Annotated in this window: 16 protein-coding genes and 2 pseudogenes; 11 read left to right on the forward strand and 7 right to left on the reverse strand. The window is 68.2% G+C overall.

Annotation, left to right across the window (positions count from 1 at the left end):
* Nucleotides 1-48: 48 nt before the first annotated feature.
* From ACZ60X_RS41690 to ACZ60X_RS41700, 3 genes are all read right to left on the reverse strand, one after another.
* Nucleotides 49-279 carry a hypothetical protein gene (locus ACZ60X_RS41690; protein WP_469610659.1) on the reverse strand — a complete coding sequence of 77 codons (231 nt, stop codon included), beginning with the start codon at nucleotides 277-279 and terminating at the stop codon, nucleotides 49-51.
* A gap of 430 nt (nucleotides 280-709) precedes the next feature.
* A complete protein-coding gene (locus ACZ60X_RS41695; protein ID WP_469610661.1) occupies nucleotides 710-934 on the reverse strand; it encodes a hypothetical protein in 225 nt (74 codons plus the stop codon).
* Entirely contained in the window at nucleotides 935-2,434 is a 1,500-nt protein-coding gene (locus ACZ60X_RS41700) for an NB-ARC domain-containing protein (protein WP_469610663.1), read from the reverse strand.
* Between the two features lie 264 nt (nucleotides 2,435-2,698).
* Between ACZ60X_RS41700 and ACZ60X_RS41705 the strand changes: the two genes are divergently transcribed.
* From ACZ60X_RS41705 to mctP, 5 genes are read left to right on the forward strand one after another with little or no spacing between them, the layout of a single operon-like run.
* Nucleotides 2,699-3,109 (forward strand): OsmC family protein, encoded by a 411-nt coding sequence (locus ACZ60X_RS41705; RefSeq protein WP_469610665.1) that lies wholly within the window; start codon nucleotides 2,699-2,701, stop codon nucleotides 3,107-3,109.
* 33 nt (nucleotides 3,110-3,142) lie between these two features.
* Complete coding sequence (locus ACZ60X_RS41710; RefSeq protein WP_469610739.1) at nucleotides 3,143-5,185, forward strand: FAD/NAD(P)-binding protein; 2,043 nt, start codon at nucleotides 3,143-3,145, stop codon at nucleotides 5,183-5,185.
* Nucleotides 5,185-6,849 carry a histidine phosphatase family protein gene (locus ACZ60X_RS41715; RefSeq protein ID WP_469610667.1) on the forward strand — a complete coding sequence of 555 codons (1,665 nt, stop codon included), beginning with the start codon at nucleotides 5,185-5,187 and terminating at the stop codon, nucleotides 6,847-6,849. Before ACZ60X_RS41710 ends, ACZ60X_RS41715 begins: the two co-directional genes overlap by 1 nt.
* Nucleotides 6,850-6,851: 2 nt before the next feature.
* Nucleotides 6,852-8,420, forward strand: coding sequence for an MFS transporter (locus tag ACZ60X_RS41720; protein WP_469610669.1), 1,569 nt, complete (start codon nucleotides 6,852-6,854; stop codon nucleotides 8,418-8,420).
* Nucleotides 8,417-10,039, forward strand: a complete 1,623-nt coding sequence (gene mctP / locus ACZ60X_RS41725; protein WP_469610671.1) for a monocarboxylate uptake permease MctP — start codon at nucleotides 8,417-8,419, stop codon at nucleotides 10,037-10,039. Before ACZ60X_RS41720 ends, mctP begins: the two co-directional genes overlap by 4 nt.
* A 19-nt stretch (nucleotides 10,040-10,058) precedes the next feature.
* On the opposite strand, the gene ACZ60X_RS41730 is transcribed toward mctP, so the two are convergent.
* Nucleotides 10,059-10,658 carry a TetR/AcrR family transcriptional regulator gene (locus tag ACZ60X_RS41730; protein WP_469610673.1) on the reverse strand — a complete coding sequence of 200 codons (600 nt, stop codon included), beginning with the start codon at nucleotides 10,656-10,658 and terminating at the stop codon, nucleotides 10,059-10,061.
* A 166-nt stretch (nucleotides 10,659-10,824) separates the two neighbouring features.
* On the opposite strand from ACZ60X_RS41730, the gene ACZ60X_RS41735 reads away from it, so the two are divergent.
* From ACZ60X_RS41735 to ACZ60X_RS41745, 3 genes are all read left to right on the forward strand, one after another.
* On the forward strand, nucleotides 10,825-10,971 hold the full coding sequence (locus tag ACZ60X_RS41735; protein ID WP_469610675.1) for a hypothetical protein: 147 nt from the start codon (nucleotides 10,825-10,827) through the stop codon (nucleotides 10,969-10,971).
* Between the two features lie 112 nt (nucleotides 10,972-11,083).
* Nucleotides 11,084-11,734: a peroxiredoxin-like family protein gene (locus ACZ60X_RS41740; protein ID WP_469610677.1), complete on the forward strand. Its 651-nt coding sequence runs from the start codon at nucleotides 11,084-11,086 to the stop codon at nucleotides 11,732-11,734.
* Nucleotides 11,735-12,110: 376 nt separating this feature from the next.
* A complete protein-coding gene (locus tag ACZ60X_RS41745; RefSeq protein ID WP_469610679.1) occupies nucleotides 12,111-12,608 on the forward strand; it encodes a GNAT family N-acetyltransferase in 498 nt (165 codons plus the stop codon).
* Between the two features lie 36 nt (nucleotides 12,609-12,644).
* Here ACZ60X_RS41745 and ACZ60X_RS41750 read toward each other — a convergent pair.
* From ACZ60X_RS41750 to ACZ60X_RS41760, 3 genes and pseudogenes are all read right to left on the reverse strand, one after another.
* A pseudogene (locus ACZ60X_RS41750) lies at nucleotides 12,645-13,094 on the reverse strand (transposase); the annotation flags it as partial.
* Nucleotides 13,095-13,184: 90 nt separating this feature from the next.
* Nucleotides 13,185-13,331, reverse strand: a pseudogene (locus tag ACZ60X_RS41755) (phosphatase); the annotation flags it as partial.
* A 117-nt stretch (nucleotides 13,332-13,448) separates the two neighbouring features.
* Nucleotides 13,449-15,206 carry an alpha/beta fold hydrolase gene (locus tag ACZ60X_RS41760; protein ID WP_469610681.1) on the reverse strand — a complete coding sequence of 586 codons (1,758 nt, stop codon included), beginning with the start codon at nucleotides 15,204-15,206 and terminating at the stop codon, nucleotides 13,449-13,451.
* Between the two features lie 196 nt (nucleotides 15,207-15,402).
* On the opposite strand from ACZ60X_RS41760, the gene ACZ60X_RS41765 reads away from it, so the two are divergent.
* The 3 genes from ACZ60X_RS41765 to ACZ60X_RS41775 all read left to right on the forward strand — a co-directional run bounded on the left by ACZ60X_RS41765 (nucleotide 15,403) and on the right by ACZ60X_RS41775 (nucleotide 18,633).
* The gene (locus tag ACZ60X_RS41765; protein WP_469610682.1) at nucleotides 15,403-16,812 is read left to right on the forward strand and encodes a hypothetical protein; all 1,410 of its coding nucleotides are present in this window, start codon (nucleotides 15,403-15,405) and stop codon (nucleotides 16,810-16,812) included.
* 93 nt (nucleotides 16,813-16,905) lie between these two features.
* Nucleotides 16,906-17,220 (forward strand): helicase associated domain-containing protein, encoded by a 315-nt coding sequence (locus ACZ60X_RS41770; RefSeq protein WP_469610684.1) that lies wholly within the window; start codon nucleotides 16,906-16,908, stop codon nucleotides 17,218-17,220.
* A 333-nt stretch (nucleotides 17,221-17,553) separates the two neighbouring features.
* Complete coding sequence (locus ACZ60X_RS41775) at nucleotides 17,554-18,633, forward strand: hypothetical protein (RefSeq protein ID WP_469610686.1); 1,080 nt, start codon at nucleotides 17,554-17,556, stop codon at nucleotides 18,631-18,633.
* Nucleotides 18,634-18,754: the final 121 nt, after the last annotated feature.

Here is an 18,754-nt window from a genome sequence, read left to right on the forward strand (position 1 = left end):
ACTTCCGGCAGAGTCAGGAGCAGCCCCCGCAGTCCGCCTGAAACAAAATCACCTGACTCTACGAGAATCGGGGTAGCTCAACTCCCATCCGTCGGTGCCTTCGCCGATGTCCGCCACGATGACGTCGTCGATGAAGTGGTCCTCGAAGTCGCTGTCGGTGAGCTCGCCTGCCAGCCAGAGTTCCTCGATTGCGTTCCAGTCGCCGCGGCTGCCATCGACGGCACCATCATCGAGACCGGCACCGACTCCTAATGGGCCGTGATCTGCGCTCGCGTGCACTTACTCGTTTGCAGCGGGGGTGCTGCCCTCCAGGTGCTGGCGAATGCTGACGTACTGCTCGGGCTCTCACTCGGGCGAGGCGACCAGCTGGTCTTCGACCCCGGCGTCCATATCTCTGTCATGCCCTTCTTGTGGTGGGCGGGACGGCTGGACGCCTCACCGGTAGCCAGGGCGCGCCCGACGTCGTGCAGGGTACCGGAGTACGGTTCTTGGAGCCCGATGGTCGGCCGGGGCCGGGGCCGGGCCGGGTCGGTTTCGGTGCTGGGCCCTTCCAGGCGGTGATCACGGGCTCGATCAGCGCCCAGCGTTCGTCGGTTAAATCGCTCTTGCAGGGCTTGCGGTTACTCACCCAGCCGCCTCAGCACGGCACTGGCCCGGCGCCCTGCCAGGGACGGCAAGGCCACACGTTCAGGCGACGACAGAACAGATATCAGCTCACATTCCGCCCTCTCAGGGCGAATCCGTCCCGCAGTACCCCGGCGAACCAAGTCGGCAGATGCCCGGGGGCACCGATGTCCTCGAAGCGACCGCGCAGCGGTGTGAGGTCACTGAGCGTCTCGTTGACGTCGAGGACGAGGACCTGGTGCTGGCCGGCGGGCGTACTCCTCTCCTCTCCTCCTGACGTCCGTACGCGGATGCCGGACGTCGTGCCCAATCAGGCTGCCAGTACCCGCCCTGCATGCAGTTGCTGCAGCAGGCCGCCTTCCCCGTCTACTGCAGCGTGCTGCCGCGGTAGGGGCAATCGGAATCCGCGGACGGTTCGAGTTTCGAGTCGTACGTTGGCACCGCGGTTGTGGCCATGTTCCGACAGGCGGCTCAGGGCCTGGTGGATGCGGGTCGCAGGCTCGTCGATGCAGAGACGTTCCTCCGCGTAGGCGTGGGTGAGCGGGTGAACCCGGAAGCGGTGGAGTGCGGTGCGTTCGATCAGGTGCTCTGCTGCCAGAGCGGCGAGGTGATGTTCGGCGGCGGCGGACGGTTCGCCCAGGAGTGCGGCGGCTTCTGCGATCTCCACCTCCGTCGGCGGATGGAGTGCCAGCAGGCGAAGGAGTCGCTGTGCACCCTGTGGCAGCCGTGCGTCGGTGGCGGCCAGTGCAGTGCGCACGCCGTCCTCCAGAGCCAGGGTGATCAGTGGCTCGCGGTAGTAATCGGCGAGCGCCCAGGCGGGATGGTCGCGCATGTGGCGGCCGATGACGGACAGAGCGAGCGGGAGGTGGCCCAGTAAGCCCGCGATCTGCTGGACAGCCGGGCGGTCTGAGGCGAGGCGTTCGGCTCCGGCCGCTGCCCGCAGCAGTTCGACGGAGTCGTCCGGGGCGAGCGGCGGGACCGGCAGACGGGCGGCTTCAGTCAGGCCATCCAGCGCGCGTCGGCTGGTGATGAGCGTTCGGCATCCCGGGGCCCCGGGCAGGAGCGGCCGCAGCTGTTCCTCGTCTGCCGCGTCGTCCAGGACGATCAGTGCGCCCGTTCCTGCCAGGAGTTGGCGGTAGAGAGCTGCTCGTGCGTCGAGGTCGTACGGGATGCGGTCGCCGGTCATGCCGAGCAGCCGCAGAAAGGTTTCCAGTACGGCAGCAGGGTCGGCGTCTGGGCCCTGAGCGACGGAGCCTCGCAGGTTCGCGAACAGGACAGGCACGTCGGTGCACTCCTGGGCGAGCAGCCGCTGGGCGACGTGCAGGACCACTGACGTCTTGCCCGCGCCTGCCATGCCCTCAAGTGCCAGCGTCGGTGCCTGCCCGTCGGAGGTCAGCAGTGCCTCCGCCTCGGCCACCAGACCGGTTCTGCCGACGAATACGGAAGGTCCCGCAGGCAGCCGGTCGTAGGCGCTGACGCGAGCGGCGGCTTCGGCCTCGCCGAGCACCGCACGCAGCGACTGCCGCCAGACGGAGACGACGGCTTCGTCAGCGCCGATGAGCGCCTTCACCACGGCAAGCAACAGGTCGGCGTTGGGGCGGCGGCGGCCCATCTGGAAGCAGTTGCCCACCGTGGAGCGGGCGGGCCATTCACCACGCGGGCGTCCCGTTCGCTGCCAGTCCCGGTGGATGCGCCTCGTGATCTCGGTGATTGACGGGTTGCCCGCCCACGCCTTCAGCAGTCTCAGTTCCGCGACGAATTCGTCTATTGTGCGGGCTTTTGCCGGATCCAACACCTGCGGCACGAACATCCTCCCCCATGGGACACCTGGGCCACAACCAACTTGGAATGCTCGTTTCAAGTTAGACGACATGGGGTCTCGACTGTCAAGCGGTATCCGAGGGTTGACCTCCCGCCACGGAGCGCATCCAGGATCATCCACGATCACTCCGGAAGCCCGCATTCCGTCCTGATGCTGAGGCCCGTCCCCGCTCACCGGCACCCCAGGCATCCCACTCGCCCCTGACGGCGAGCCTCGTGTGCCCCGTTCCAGGACAGGAGTCCGTGCATCACCATGCCCGAAATCGGTGTGTCCCTGCGCCCCGTCGGCGGCAGCGTCGTCGTGGGCCAGGCCAGAGACCACACGCTCACCATCGACCGGCCCAAGGAGAAAGGGGGCACCGACGCCGGCCCCATGGGCGGAGAGCTGCTGCTTCTGGCGCTCGGCGGTTGCTACGTGAGCACCTTCCTGGCCGCCTTGAGGGCCGAGGATCCGCAGGCCGACGCCTCCGAGATCAGCTTCCAGGTCGACGGAAGCCTCGTGAGCGCGCCGACCCGATTCTCCGAAATCACCGTGCAGGTGTCGGCGCCCACCGCCCTCCAGGACCTGATCGCCAAGCCCCTGCTCAAGGCCGAGCGGGGCTGCATCGTTCACAACTCGATCCGTGACGCCATAACGGTCCGCTTCACCCACGAGTGGCGCTGACACTCCCCCACCGAAGGAGACAAGACCGTGGAAATGCAGCACCCCACGATGCAGCACAGCCCGAGCCAGGACCGCGGCATGGCGGACATGGCGAAGCAGCCGAGCTGCATGCCGCACGACCCCATGGGCGCTACGGCCCCGGGCACGCGGCGCGTCACGATCGTCGGCGCGGGCTTCTCCGGCACGCTCACCGCCATCCGGCTGCTCCACTTCGCCGACACGCCCCTGGAGATATGCCTGATCGAGCGGGAGGAGGGCTACCGCTACGGCGGTATCGCCTTCGGCTGGGCGTCCACCAACTGGGAGCACATGCTCAACATCCAGGCCGGCCGCATCACCCTGCGCCGCGAGCGTCCGGAGGACTTCCTGGAGTGGGCCAACGAGGAGGCGGACCGCTCGGAGTGGCCGCAGAAGTGGCAATACCACACCTTCGGTGTGGCCTGCGTCGTGCCACGGCGGATCTTCCGGCAGTACCTGGCCGAGCGGCTGCACGACGCGGCCTCCGACGCCCACACCGAGGTGACCCTGCGCGAGCTTTCCGGTGAGGTCATCGACGTACGCGGCCAGGGTGGCGGCTACGTCGTCAAGTACGCCAACGCCGCAGAGCAGGGCGGCGTGCACGACCTGCCGTCGGACCAGGTGATCCTGGCGACCGGTCACCTCTCGCCGGAGCAGGCACCCTTCTACCACCGGATCAAGAACTCTGACCGCTTCCTCGCCGACCCCTACGCCCCCGGTGCGCAGGACTGGTTCCAGCAGGTCGGCGCTGAGGAGAGCGTCCTCGTCACGGGCTCCGCGCTGTCGGCCTTCGACACGGTGATCTCTCTCATCCACGCCGGCCACCGGGGACAGATCCTGATCTGCTCCCGCGGCGGCCACATGCACGGCACCTACCCCGTCGACCACGAGCACGACATCTGGCAGGCCCGCCGGCCACCCTTCCTCGACACCAAGAAGCTCACCCCCGAGACGGTCGTGGAGGGCATCAAGGCGGAGTACGCCCACCTGCGCGCCGAGCACGGGGTGGAGCCGGGCAGCGCACTCGACGCCGTCTTCCCCGAGCGGGTCATGAAGGCGTGGGAGCCGTACGTCATCGAGCTGATCTCCCGCATGGACGCCCGCGACGTGCGGATGCTGCTCGACCGCTACAAGAGCCTGATCGTCACCAACCGCACCAGCACCGTGCGGGAGATCGGCGGCGTCGTACGCAGCCGGATGCGCGGATATAACGGCGCACCGAAGACCGTCGAGGCCCTGTCCGCCGGCATCCAGGACATGCGACCCGCCGAGGACGGCACAAAGATCCGGGTGGTCTTCGCCGACCATCCCGACATCGTCGTCGACCGCGTCGTCAACTGCTTGGGCAACAAGACCGATTACGAGCGCCCCGACCACCCCCTGTGGCACGGCCTGGTCAACGCACACGGCTACGCGCAGCCGCAGACCAAGACCCACCGGGGCATCGAGGTCGGCCCCCACGGACAGCTCATCGCCGCCGACGGCACGGTGACAGCGGGCCTGTTCGGCGTCGGCCCGATGCGCCAGGGCGACGAGACCACCCGCCGGGGTCGGCTGGGTGCGTTCGTGTTCAGCATCGGCACCCTGCGCAACCAGTGCTTCGACACGGCGATGGAGGTGCTCCGCCGCCTCGAATCGGCCAGCGACGAGGAGCAGATGGACATCCCCGACGGCATCCACCACTGCCTGATCCGCAGCAGCGACTGGATCGCCGCCGACCTCGCCACCGAGGAACCGCAGGCCACCCGCCTGCGCGAGCGCCTGCAGAGCTACGCCCGCGACAACGCCTATCCCAACGCCGTCAACTACCTGCAGGCCCAGGACCGCACCGAGCGCCGCAAGTACCGCGCCATCCTCGACGACGACCTGGCCGACTTCGGCGCCGCCCTCGCCCGCGAGTTCGGCCTCACCGCACAGCAGGCCCGGCGGACCGTCTCCCTGCTGGCCACGCTCGTGCAGAAGCACGCGGTCCACAACCTGTGCGACATCACCAAGCTGGCGGGCTGGGACTCCCAGTACGCCGAGCAGGTCAAGCACGCCCCGAAGAAGGGCGCGTGATGGCAGAGCACGACGAGCAGGAGCTGCTGAGCCGGCTGTTCATGGTCCGGCACGGCGAATCGACCTGCAATTCCGTCCACCGCATCGCCGGACAGCGCGACGCACCCCTGACCTTCCTCGGCCGGATCCAGGCCGAGAAGGTCGCCAAGGGCCACCGCGGTCAGCACTTTGACCGCGTCTACGTCTCCCCGCTGACCCGCGCCTATGAGACCGCCGACACCATCTTCCGTCCCGACGCCCACGAGGCGGACGTCCCCGAGGTCGTGGTCGACGAGCGCCTGATGGAGCGCGACTTCGGCAACTACACGCTGGAGAGCAAATCCATCCTCCAGCGCCGCCACGGCATCGCCGAGTACGAGCGGGCCATGAACGCCGACAGTGCGACCATGCACGGCGGCGAGACGTTCCAGCAGTTCAAGGACCGTGTGCACGCCTTCTACGAGGAGGAACTGCTGCCCGCGCTGCGGCGCGGCGAGACGGTGTGCGTGGTCTCGCACAAGTATGTCGTGGAGTTGATCTGCCGGTTCACCCTGGACCGCCCGGCCGACGAGTCGTACGACCTGCGGCTGCCCAACTCCCAGATGCTGCAGGGCGACCGGATACACAGCTACGTCAAGAACGAGAACAAGACCATGAACATGGTCTACGACTGGATCGTCGTCAACCATCCCGTGGTCTTCTGCGCCGGCCTGGCCGCGGGCCTGCTCGCCAACCTGGCGGGAGCGCGGATCTCCACCTCGCCCTATGTGCTGCTCCTGATCCTGGTGCTGGCCAGCGTCATCACCATGTGCCGCATCGAACTGGAGAACGCGCGAGCCTTCGTCACCGACCGCGGCACGCTGAGGTCCGTCGCCCTGCGCTACCTCGTCCTGCCGATGGCCTTCGCGGCCCTGGTGCGCTGGTCGGACGCGGGCAGCACGAGTACGGCGGCGATCGCCGCGGTGTTCCTCGCCACGCCCAGCTCGGTGGTGGCGATGACCGTCAGCCGCTGCCTCGGCGGGATGATCATGCCGACGTTCGCGCAGGTCCTGCTCTCCTCGCTGGCCGCGACCCTGTCGTTCTCGGCCGTGCTCGCCCTGACCCTGCACGAGGACATCGCCCCAGCGATCGCCATCAGCGCCGCCACCTCGACCGGCGTCGTCACCGCCGTCTACGTCCTGGTCAAACGCCTGCGGGAACGCTCGCCCATCCGCACGGCCAAGTACGGCGAGCGCAACGGATACGTCGCGGTGCTGCTACTGACCGCGTTCATCGTGCTGGTCTGCCTCAAGCTCGACCTGGACGGCTTCACCAGCTACGCGCCCACCGCCGTAGGCATCGCCGTCGGCCTGCGCCTGGTCGCCGCGCTGCTCAAGCGGCGCCGCCACGTCCAGACGCTCGACGACTACACCGCCATGACCTACCCCAACGTGTTCGTGGTGGTCATCATCGCCGCACTGACCGGCAACGGGCCGCTGGAGCAGGTGGCGATCTGGACCCTGCTGCCGATGTTCGTCCTGTCCTTCTTCGACAGCTTCTACGCCCGCCACCTCGCCGTCGCCCCCGACGACCCGCGCTGGCCCGACGTACTCGGCCTCAAGGACCACCCGTCGGCCGAGCAGCGTGCCACCGCACCCGTCCGCGCCATTGAAGACCCCGACGCCCGGCTGTCCGCGAGGAGTTGACCTTGTCCGCGCCACCCGCTTCGTTGATACCCCGGCCGTTACTGTTCTGGACCGGTGTCGCCCTCACCTGCGTCGGCGTCGCCGAGCACTTGTGGATGTTCATCGACTCCGCATCCATGCACTTCTGCATGTCCATGATGGACATGTCACCGGCGATCATGTGGGCTGCCATGGCCGCCATCGTCGTCGGCGTGGTGCTCTCCGGCTTCGCCGTCGTGCAGCCGCGGACAGCCGGTCCCGCCGCCCCCGCTGCGGCCCAGGCCACGAGGGCGAGTCGGCGCCGCCTCATCGCCATCCTGACCTTCGCCCTCCTGGTCGACCAGATGAAGCCCGCCACCCTGGCATTCATCTCGCCGGGCCTGCGGGTTGAATACGGCCTCAGTGCCGCCGACGTCTCGTGGCTGCCCACGGTCGCGCTGACCGGCACCGTGCTCGGATCGCTCGTCTGGGGACGCGCGGCGGACCGCATCGGCCGCCGGGCCACCATCCTCATCGCCTCCCTGCTCTTCCTCGGCACCACGGTGTGCGGCGCCATGCCAACCTTCGCCGGCACCCTCGTCATGTGCGCCCTGATGGGCATGGCGGCCGGCGGCATGCTGCCCGTCGTCTACGCCCTGATGACCGAGAGCCTGCCGCCCGGCCGACGCGCAGCCATCATGGTCCTGCAGGCCGGGCTGACCACCACCGGCGGCTACATGGCCGCCTCCGGACTGGCCGCGATCCTCATTCCGCTGGCCGGCTGGCGCGTAACGTGGTTCGCCCAGCTCCCGCTGGTCCTGGTCCTGATCGCGCTGAACCGCTGGATCCCTGAATCGGCCGCCTTCACCGCCCGGCAGACAGGAGCGAAGCAGGTCCCCGCCTCCACCCTGTTCAAGCCCCCGCAGACGGCCAAGACACTGGTCGTCAGCGCTTACGCACTGGCCTGGGGCCTTGTCTACTGGGGCTTCATCACCTTCCTGCCCAGCCAGTTGGAATCCGCCGGCCGGCACGGCATGTCCGCTGCCACCCTGCTGTTCCTCTCCTCACTGCTGGCCATCCCCACCTGCGCGGTCGGCGCATGGCTCTACATGCACTGGTCGGCCAGGGGCACCATGGTCGTCTACGCGGCCCTCACCGTCGCCGCCCTCCTGACGCTGGCAGCCGTCGGCATGGACGGCAGCAGGCCCATCATGCTGACCACCGTGATGCTGCTGTTCGCCGGCACCGCCGGTGTCATCGCGCTCATCGGCCCCTACACCGCCGAGATCTACCCCCTGGCCATCCGGGGTACCGCCGGCGGCTGGGCCGCGGCCGTCGGCAAGTCCGGCGGAGCCTTCGGCCCGCCCCTGATCGCCCTGGTCCTCTCGGCACCGGGCGGCATCCGCACCGCCGCGGTGTTCGTGGCGCTCCCCATGGCTCTCGCAGGCATCGCCGTCGCCGTCCGCGGCAGCAACCCGCAGGCCGCTGCCCCGACCCCAGAGGGCACCACCGCGTTGGACGCCGAACTCGACGAACTCGTCAGCAGCGAGGTCGTTGGCGCCCAGGCTACAGCGATAACGCACCTGCCGGGCAAGGGAGGTACGCAGACATGACCGGCGCCGTCAACGGCGCGGCACTTGCTGTCTTCGCCCTGTTCTTCCTGCTCGTCACCGTCATGGGCTTCCTCGCCGCGCGCTGGCGCAAGTCCGGCGATGAGCACACGCTCGACGAATGGGGCCTGGGCGGCCGCTCGTTCGGCACCTGGATCACCTGGTTCCTGCTCGGCGGCGACGTCTACACCGCCTACACCTTCGTCGCCGTACCAGCGGCGATCTACGCGGCGGGCGCGGCCGGCTTCTTCGCGGTGCCGTACACGATCCTCGTCTACCCGCTGATCTTCACCTTCCTGCCCCGCCTGTGGTCCGTCTGCCACCGCCACGGGTACGTCACCACGGCGGACTTCGTCCGCGGCCGCTTCGGCTCGAAGGGCCTGTCGCTCGCCGTGGCCTTCACCGGCATCCTCGCGACGATGCCGTACATCGCGCTCCAACTCGTAGGCATCCAGGCGGTGCTGGACGTGCTGGGCGTCGGTGGTGGCGAGAACACCAGCTGGTTCGTGAAGGACCTGCCGCTGCTGATCGCCTTCGGCGTGCTAGCCGCGTACACCTATTCGTCGGGCCTGCGTGCCCCGGCCATGATCGCCTTCGTGAAGGACACGCTGATCTACGTCGTCATCGTCGTCGCGATCATCTACATTCCGATCAAGCTGGGCGGCTTCGACCACATCTTCGCCCAGGCGAGCGAGAAGTACGCGGCAGCTGGTGCGGGCGGTCTGCTCCCACCCGCAGAGGGGCGATGGACGTACGCCACCCTGGCGCTGGGCTCCGCGATGGCCATGTTCATGTACCCGCACTCGATCACGGCGACGCTCTCGTCCCGCAGCCGCGAGGTGATCCGCCGCAGTACGACGGTCATGCCCCTCTACACCCTGATGCTCGGCCTGCTGGCGCTGCTCGGTTTCATGGCGATCGCGGCCGGGGTCAAGGTAACCAACGGGCAGCTGGCGATCCCGCAGCTGTTCGAGACCATGTTCCCGAGCTGGTTCGCGGGCGTGGCCTTCGCGGCGATCGGCATCGGCGCGCTCGTCCCCGCGGCGATCATGTCGATCGCGGCCGCGAACCTGTTCACCCGCAACATCTACAAGGACTTCATCAAGCCGGACGCCACGCCGAAGCAGGAGACCAAGGTCTCCAAGCTGGTGTCGCTGCTGGTAAAGGTGGGCGCCCTGGTCTTCGTCCTGACCATGGACAAGACGGTCGCCATCAACTTCCAGCTGCTGGGCGGCATCTGGATCCTGCAGACCTTCCCGGCCCTGGTCGGCGGCCTGTTCACCCATTGGTTCCACCGCTGGGCGCTGCTCGCCGGCTGGGCGGTCGGCATGATCTACGGCACTCTCGCAGCGTACGGTGTCGCCTCGCCCACGCAGCAGCACTTCGGCGGCTCATCGGCGGCGATCCCGGGCATCGGCCAGACCGGCTACATCGGTCTGACGGCGTTCGTGCTCAACGTCGCCGTGACGGTGGTCCTCACCTTCGTCCTGAAGGCGGCCAAGGCCCCCGAGGGCATCGACGCCACAGCCCCGGGGGACTACACGGCCGATGCGGCAGAAACCGAAGCCGTGTCAGCTGCCGCCCTCCGTCCAGGCACTTCACCTGCCCCCAACCCCAGTTGAGAGCCCGAACCACGGATGCCTATGCCGCCGCCCTGACGCCGAGCGAGTCCAGGGCGGCGGCCACCGTCTTTCGCAACGACGCGGCGTCGGCACCGGCACGCGAGCGCAGGTTGACCCCGTAGGCGAGCAACGCCAGCAGATCCGCGGAAGCACCGGGATCGGCCCCGGGGGTTAGCTGACCCTGGCGCTCGGCGGTGACCAGTGCCGCGTACATCGCCTCGCGCAGCTCCCGGTGGTGCTGGTCCAGGACGCCGCGCACCTCCGGATCACTGTTCTCGGCCCCGGCGTGCGCGTTGGAGACCATGCAGCCCCATTGGGCGTACTCGCCCGAGCAGCGGGCCTCGATCAGGCCGGCGAAGAACTCGGAGACGGCCGGCAGACCTCGCTCGTCCTCGGCCAGGCGCCGGAACATCGGCTGGGAACGCTGCTCCAGGTACCGGCGCAGCGCGGCGAGGTAGAGCTCATGCTTTCCGCCGAACGTGGCGTACAGGCTGGAGCGGTTGAGCCCGGTCGCGGTCACCACCTCCTGGATCCCGGTCGAGGCCACGCCCTGCCGCCAGAACAGCCGCACCACGGTCTCCAGGGTGGCATCCGGATCGAAGTGCTTGATGTCCGGCACGTTTCACCCCACCATCCTGAAATAAGGATTCCAAGATACTCCCCGTTCACCACCCCGCAAAGGTGCTGACGGGTACAGAGCAGGACAGGCCGTCCACCTGCGCGAACGCATCCAGGTTCGTCCACGATCCACCCGCGGTGGCACCAATCGCCACGACCATGCCCCCATGAATCGCATACCAGCCCTCTGGGCGGCCGCGTACGGGTCGCAGACCCCCCGCCTCCGCCGCTACCTCGCCCGTCGCGCGGTCCAACTCGCCGCGTTCATCAAGGCTCTCGCGCTGGCCGACCATCGCCCCTTCACCAGCCTCTGACCCATCGGCACCTCCGCATGGCTGGCGCGGGACCACGCACGGCATTATCTTGAAACGGGCATTTCAAGATTGGGGTCCCGCTCCAGTCGCCGACCAGGAGGAACGAAGCGCCATGACCACCCTGAACGCCGAACTGCGCACCTTCTACGAAGCACGTCAGCAGCAGATCCCCGCCGAGATCCGGGAGATCATGCAGCGGGCTGGCCAGGCACTCGCCGACTCCGGCCAGGCCGACAGCGCCCTGACCGTCGGTGCGCAGGCCCCTCGCTTCAACCTCCCCACCGCGACCGGACAGACCCTGGCCCTGGACGACCTGCTAGCTGACGGCCCGGTCGTGCTGACCTTCTATCGTGGTGCCTGGTGTCCGTACTGCAACATCGCCCTGCGCTCCCTCCAGCAGCACCACGAGGCCATCACCGCCCGCGGCGCCCGCCTGATGGCCGTCTCCCCGCAGATCCCCGACGAGTCCCTCACTCTCACCGAGAAGCACGCCCTCGCCTTCGACGTCCTCAGCGACATCGGCTCAGACACTGCCAAGCAGTACGGCCTCGCCTTCGACCTCCCCGAAGACCTCGCCGCCGTCTACGACAAACTCGGCTTCGACCTCCAGCGCGTCAACGACGGCCACCCGCGCACGCTGCCACTGCCCGCGACCTACGTCATCGACCGCGATGGCACGATCCGATGGGCCTTCGTCAACACCGACTACACCACCCGCGCCGAACCGACCGACATCCTCGCCGCCCTCGACACAATGAGCTGATCGCGGGCAGCTGGTCTGGGCATTCTGACGGCCGCGAACGACCACGCGGGGCCAGAGCTGTGACCGGAAACGATCAACGGTTGGGTGTTGGCGGCCCTTTTACCCCGGTCAGGGACCGATGATGAGGAGATGACTGCTGGCTCACGTGCTCATCCGTTCAACTCTGCTGCCTCCCAGTACGAGGCGAGCCGTCCTCCTGAGCCGCCCCCCTGGCCGCTAGTGCCGTGACCGGATAGGTTCACCGAGGTCTCGTGGTCTGCGGGTGCATGAGGCACCACCGCTTCCCGGTTCCGACTGGTCGCAGGGTTGAACGACCTCGTTTGCGTGGTTGTAATCAACTTGCTGCCCGCCCCGTCGGGCGGGCAGGGTCTGAATCATGCTTGAACTACGCACCTTGGAAGCAGACGACTGGCTCCTTTGGCGGGAGTTGCGACTGGCCGCGCTTGCTGAGGCGCCCTACGCGTTCGGATCGACGCTGGCCCAGTGGCAGGGCTCCGGCGACCGAGAGGAACGCTGGCGTGCCCGTCTGTCGATTCCTGGCGCGCACGATCTCATCGCGCTCCTCGACGGCCTCCCAGTGGGCATGGCCAGCGGAGTGCCGGGCGAGGGAGCAGAGAACGTGGAGTTGATCTCGATGTGGGTCAATCCCACGGCTCGAGGCAAGGGCGTGGGTGACTACCTGATCCAGGCGGTCGAGCGGTGGGCGGCGGAGCGTGGTGCCACGACGCTGCGGTTGTCCGTCATGCCGGACAACCGCAAGGCGACCGCGCTCTATGAGCGGCACGGTTTCACGGACACGGGTGAGCCCGGCGATCTTCTGCCCGATGGCGTGGGCAGGGAGCGGGTCATGGCGAAGAGCCTGGCCGCTGTCTGATCTCCGCATCCGGGCACGGCGGGATCCCCCACGTGCTCAGGCTGCGGCGGCGAGGGGGCGTCCGCCCCGGCGAACCCTTCTCGCTGCGGACGCGAGCGCGTTGCCGGCGTTGTGCGGCGAGTATGTCGGGGTGGCGGGCGTTGGCATTGCGCCAGCGCAGGTAGGCGTGCAGCGCCCGGGTCCGCACCGTGTGATTCGGATGGTTGGAGTTGGCCAGGGTGAACTGCCGCAGCGGGCCGAAGTGCGCCTCGATCGGGTTGGCCCAGGAAGCGCAGGTCGGGGTGAAGCACAGCTCGGCCTTGTTCTTCTTCGCCCAGCGGCGGATGTCCGCGCCGGTGTGGGCGGAGAGGTTGTCCAAAATGATGTAGATCGGGGCACCGTCGGGCCGGGCGTCGCGGATCGACTTCAGCGCGGCCAGCGTGTTGGCGTTGCCCTTGCGTCGGCGGTTGACGCCCACAGCCGGTCGTCGCCGACGGAGTAGCAGCCCGTACCTTTCAAGGAGGCTCGATCGGGCATGAGCGGCATCCCCGGGACACCGGTGCTGCTGCTCGCCCTCGCTACTAATTAAGACGTCGTTTCAGTTGGATTCAGTCCGTATCGACCCGCCCACATATTCCAGACCTGGCGCTGGTTGTCCACCGCGCCGATCAACGTACCGTCGACATCAAACAGGACGTACTTCCCGGAACTGGGCTGAACGAGTTCGCTGATCCCGTTGATCATGCCATCGGCCCGCCCGGCAACGCAGCCAAGGCGAATCGGTCACATGATCCGCCGGACAGGCCGTGGCGCACGAGGTTGACCTTCGTGACGTTGAGTAAGCATCCTCCTTGCGTTCGTTCATACGGCGGTGGCGGTCTGGGGCGGCTCGCTGGTGGCAGCCTCGCGCAGGAGCCGCTGGAGGGTGCTGAAGGTTCGCTCATTGCTCAGGATGGTGAAGTGGTTGCCTGGCAGGGCGGCCGCGTTGGGAAAGCTGCTGCGGGCGGAAGCGGCCGAGACCACCCTGTCCTCCTCGCCTGCATAGACGGAGAAGGGTATTGGGCAGCTGCTTTCGGTGACGGCATGGGCATTGATGATGTGCTGGATTACGGCTGAGCGCGTGTCGTTCACCGGCTCGTCGAAGGGGCGCAGCGCTATCTCCTGCCGATTGCCGAGGGGGAGTCTCTTGCGTAGGACGAGAGCAAGGTCGGAACCGTGGTTGGGGCAGGCAAGCAAGACGACCCTGCGGATGCGGGCCAATTCAACTCCGCGTCGGCGGGCAAGCATGCGCGCGAGGAAGCGCTGGATGACGAGGCCCCCCATGCTGTGGCCGACCAGGACCAAGCGCTGGAAGTCCGCCGCTTCGGTCTCCAGGTAGGACACCAGGCTGTCGGCGATGGTGTCCAAGGACGGCAGCACGCGCAGGGCGCCGCTTAGGCTCAGAGGGTTCTTCAGGCTCAGAGGCTTGTTGCCAAACAGACCGGTCGCGTATTCGAATGGCGGTTGCGGCTCCAGATCGGCCAAGTCCGCGGTCCGGGCTAGAGAGGCACGCACGTCGTTCCACGTGGCGGCTGACGAAGTGATCCCGTGGACGAACACCACCCCCAGCGCCCCAGCTTCCAACGTGTTCGCCCTCGAAATAGGCCGGTTGTGTGGTGGCGCCACGTTGACCGAACGCGACATACCAAGGGGTGTGTCGTGGAGCGGCGGCTTCGATGGCATTGTCGGTTCCGAGGGCCAAGCTGACGTGGCATCGGTGCCCTCCGCCTCTCCGGGGTCCAGCCAGTCCAGGACGGCGCACAGCAGGAGCGGCAACTCGTCGTGTGCTTGTACGGCTGCGAACAGCCGGGCGTCCGGATCGAGGGTCCAGCGCTGCTCGCCCAGGTACCCCCGGATGGGATCGTCCGCCGCGAGTTCGGAGGCACAGTTGAACATCAACTGCGCCGCGGCGGGCCAGTACGCGGGTGCCGTGGCCACCAGTCGGCGTTGCTGGCCGGGGAGGTCGGCGCCTAGCAGGCAGGTCATGACGACCACGCCGGACTTCCTCAGCTCTCGGGACCTCTTCCTGAGTCTGGCCGCGCCGTCCCGATCGGACGGCTCCCCATCGGTGATGATGCAGAGCAGGGGCCGGCTTCCTCGGCGGGCGGCCGACGTCAGCGCCGGCGCGGCGATGTCCAGGGCTTCTGCCATCGGGGTGCTCGGGCCGAGCATCTGCCACCGCCGAGCGGACAGCCGGGCCTTGACTTGCGGCCACTCCTGGACGAGCGTGTCCATTCCCACGACGGCGTCCGAGGGGTTCTCGGAGGCGGTAAGCATGCTGCGGATCCGTCCGTCGCCGGCCGCCGGGGTGCTGGCTCCGCGAAACGGGCGGTAGCCGAACCCAAGCGTCAGCACGTTCAGTTGATTCAGCCGAGGAGCGTGGGGATCCTTCTGCAGCGCGCCAGCCCTGTGGACGACCTCGTCCAGCGCGGTTCGTACCGTCTCCAGCCGCGACCTCCGCTTTCCGCCGCTAGCGTCCAGCACCGGGTGCATCATGGAGAAGGAGACATCGACCAGCAACCCCAGGAACGAGGCCCCCGGGCCCTCCTCCTCGGCGAGATCCGAACCGTTCCCTGCCACCGGGCCCCCTTAAGCCATCGGTCCGTCCGGCGTGGCCGGGCGAAACCGCACTGCCGGAAGGACGTTCCCGATGAGACTGTGGCACAGGCGAAAGCCGGGGGAAACCATGCCCGTACCGCGGTCATCGCACCCCGAGCCATCGGTCTTGTCTCCAGTGTCGCCCGAGCCGGCATCCCCGTCCCCTGTGCTGCTCGGCGTGGTGCTCGATGTCTCCGGTTCCATGCAGCAGAGTGCGAACGCGCCGGGGGCGGAGGGGAGGTCCCGTCTCCGTCAGCTCCACGAGAGCCTCCAGGAGCTGCTGTCGGACGATTGGTCCTCGCAGGCCGCCGGATACCAGCGTGAGAGTCCCACCAAGATCGACGTGTTCGTGTACGCCTTCGGGCTCCGCCACGGCGGCGGAGGCGGAGCACTGAGCCAGGCCTTCCATGCCGCGATCGACGAAGCGGGCAGCGGCACTGTCACCCGATCGTTCTGGCACAGCTTCGTGGACGGCTTCACCGAGGGCTGGCACAGCGAGAAGGGGAACCCGGTCGCGCCCGCAGCCTGCGACGTACTGTCACTGCTCACGCTGGTCAACGGCGCACCGGTCGAGCAGCCAGCGGGCCCAGGCCGTCCAGCTGTACCGGCTGTACCGGCTGTGCGGGTTCCCTCGTGGAGCAACCCGGACCTGGAGGAACTGCGTCAACTGGCCGGCGAGTACGGCCGTGAGGGCTGGGAGCAGGTTGCCGCCGCCTACCTCACTCAACCCGGCCAAGTGACCACCGTTGTCCGCCGCCTACGCCAACACCCCGACCTGGCCGCCACGCTGGCCAGGCTGACACCCACCCTGACACCTGACCAACTCCGTCTGGTTCTCGCGCACTTACAAGCCGACAATCCCTCGGAATCGGTGAAGGCACTGCGCGGGGCCGCCGGGGACATGGGCGCGGTCAACGCACTCTGGCAGGCGGGCCAGATGATGAGGCACGTCGCACACCTGCGGCTGGTCCGCGAAGCACTGCTCCAGCTGGCGGCGCCGGGCAATGTGGCCCCCGAGGAGATCCTGACCACGTTGCGGATGACCGTGACGCCGTTGCTTCTCGAGGCGGTGGTCGACGCAGGAGACACAACACTCCCGCTGGACCGGGCTCTGCGCCTGGCCGAGGGTGCCCGGCGCGGCAATGCCACCTTGCTGGAGGACCTCATCTACGGCGCCACGCCGATGCGGCAGGCACTGCAGACAACCGCAGAACGCTTCCACCGCGAACTCTCCCGTGCAACCGAGGGGACCCGTCCCGTGCTCCTGATGGTCACCGACGGCTGGAGCACCGACGGCGACCCGGCCCTCGGATTCAGGCGGTTCGACGTCCCCGGCCTCACCACGGTGATCTGCTACCTGTCGGACGATGACCTCGACAGCGGGCTCACGCTGCACGCACAGGCGGATGAATCCTGGTCTGCCGCGGCCCGGTCCCTCTTCAACCACGCGTCCCCAGTACAGCCGGACCAGCCCCTCGCCGACGCTCTCCGGGAGGCTGGGTGGACTGTCGAGCCAGGCGCCCGGTACTTCTTCCAAGGCAACCACCCCGAACTGGTGGCCAAGCTGGTCAAGGCGGCAGCCCACTAACCTCGCAGAACCGGTCCTTGATCATCCAGCTTCCGAGCCGAATAGCGCAGGGTTGGAACACCGACTCTTCCCCAGTCAGGCGTCCAGCAGTGGATGTGTGAGCACATCCTCGGGATCGAGCCCGCGGCCGAGGACGAGAAGCCGCCGCCGCGCCGTACCCAGGCCGACAAGTGGGCGATGAACTACGCGGCCGCCAAGCAGTTCTACGAGCGCGAGGGACACCTGCGGGTGCCGCGCAAACACATCGAGACGATCGTCGTCGGCGACGGGAAGGGGGGCAGCGGCGAGGACCAGGAGGAGCGACAGCTCCGGCTTCGTGCATGGATCGGGAACCAGCGCAGCAGGGCCGCCACGCTGTCCCCGGAACACGTCGAGCAGCTGTCCGCGATCGGGATGCGCTGGGCGTAGCCAACTGGATCCGAACGCAGGACGACTGGCCCCCCGCCCCGGGCGGGGAAGACGCGACGGGCACACGGAACACCCCCACGTCGGCGGGGAGGACGGGGGCTTCGGCGCCTCCGCGGGAATGTTGATCGGAACACCCCCCGTCGGCGGGGAGGACTCGCCGAACTGTGCGGGCCGACGAGCGGCGTCGTGTCCCTGCCTACCCGCCTGCACTGGGGCCCGGACAACCGGTAACGTTCGCCGGTTTTCCACGGTCCGAAGGTAACCAACAGCGCCGTTTCGCCCTCTTTACAGGTGACCTACCTACTGGGGGGCACGATGAACTGGTCTAGGGCCGTGGCCGTCACAGCGGCCGGTCTCGCGCTGTGCGGGTGCGCCACCGCGGCCGGCACGGCCGGAGCGGCGCAGAGCGCGAGTGCCTCCGCGCACACCGCGCACAAGACCCCGTCCACCACCGCCGGCAGCCCCCGGGCCACGAGCGGCAAGCCCGACCTGATCCTCAACGGCCAGACCGACGCCCGCCCCGGACAATTGGTCCACATGATGCTCTACGACGTCAGTCGCACGCAGGGCGGCGACGCGGTGACCGCCCAGTCGCCCGCGTTCGGCGGGCCGGTACCGCTGCGGTGGGACGGCGATCACTACTGGGCTCTGGCGACCCTCAAGATGACGGACAAGCCCGGCTGGTATCCGCTGACGGTCGCAGTCCACGGCCGCACCGTGGCCCACGACAGGATCCAGGTCGTACCGTCCCTGCGGCCGTCCTTCACCCTGCCGGCGTCGTCGGAGGTGACCCGCCCCGGGGAGCCGGTGTGGGTGAGCTTCGACGACCTGTACCCCGGTGAGCAGGGCACCGACTTCACCGTGCGGTCCGCGGCCCTGCCCGGACCCGTGCGCCTCGTCCACGACGAGAACTTGGACTTCTACAACCCCCGGGCCTTCTCGGCGCGGCCGGAGCTGAAACCCGTCCTCGCGGACGGCACGTACAGTTTCGAGCTGTACGGCCCGAACGGCGACCGCATCGCGGTGAAGCACCTGAAGGTCCGCGCGTCGCGGCCCGGCGACCACGACTACCTGGGCAAGGCGTACGGACCCGAGTTCTACGACCCGGGCCGGGGCTACTCGGGCAGCACGCACGACTTCCGGGTCGGCGTCGGCCGGCAGGTCGCGGTCATGTGGCACGACGAGTACCCGGACCCGGGCGAGGAGACGCGGCTGACCGCCACCTCCCCGGCGTTCACCGGTGCGGTCCACCTCCGCCACGACGACAGCAAGGGCGCCGACGGCGACGACCCGCGTTTCTTCGGCACGGCCACCGTCCGCTCCGACCTCAAGCCCGGCCGCTACCCCGTGACGATCGTCGCCCATCACGGCCGAGTGAAGAAGACGGAGTACCTCACGGTGACGGCGCACTGAGCAAGGACAGGGCAAGCCGTTCGGGACCGGCTCGCCGAGGCGCTCCGTGAAACCGGAGGAGGCGCAGCTCGGCTCGGACTCAGGGTCGCGGCAGATGGCTTTGATGTTGTCCGTGCTAAGC

It is taken from the genome of Streptomyces sp. NPDC104106, assembly GCF_055584345.1.

What these genes read in the sequence shown, in the direction of transcription:
- mctP (WP_469610671.1), top strand. Translation starts at nt 8,417, where the DNA reads ATGACCGGCGCCGTCAACGGCGCGGCACTTGCTGTCTTCGCCCTGTTC.
- ACZ60X_RS41715 (WP_469610667.1), top strand. Translation starts at nt 5,185, where the DNA reads ATGGCAGAGCACGACGAGCAGGAGCTGCTGAGCCGGCTGTTCATGGTC.
- ACZ60X_RS41710 (WP_469610739.1), top strand. Translation starts at nt 3,143, where the DNA reads ATGCAGCACCCCACGATGCAGCACAGCCCGAGCCAGGACCGCGGCATG.
- ACZ60X_RS41745 (WP_469610679.1), top strand. Translation starts at nt 12,111, where the DNA reads ATGCTTGAACTACGCACCTTGGAAGCAGACGACTGGCTCCTTTGGCGG.
- ACZ60X_RS41740 (WP_469610677.1), top strand. Translation starts at nt 11,084, where the DNA reads ATGACCACCCTGAACGCCGAACTGCGCACCTTCTACGAAGCACGTCAG.
- ACZ60X_RS41735 (WP_469610675.1), top strand. Translation starts at nt 10,825, where the DNA reads ATGAATCGCATACCAGCCCTCTGGGCGGCCGCGTACGGGTCGCAGACC.
- ACZ60X_RS41770 (WP_469610684.1), top strand. Translation starts at nt 16,906, where the DNA reads ATGTGTGAGCACATCCTCGGGATCGAGCCCGCGGCCGAGGACGAGAAG.
- ACZ60X_RS41705 (WP_469610665.1), top strand. Translation starts at nt 2,699, where the DNA reads ATGCCCGAAATCGGTGTGTCCCTGCGCCCCGTCGGCGGCAGCGTCGTC.
- ACZ60X_RS41700 (WP_469610663.1), bottom strand. Translation starts at nt 2,434, where the DNA reads ATGTTCGTGCCGCAGGTGTTGGATCCGGCAAAAGCCCGCACAATAGAC.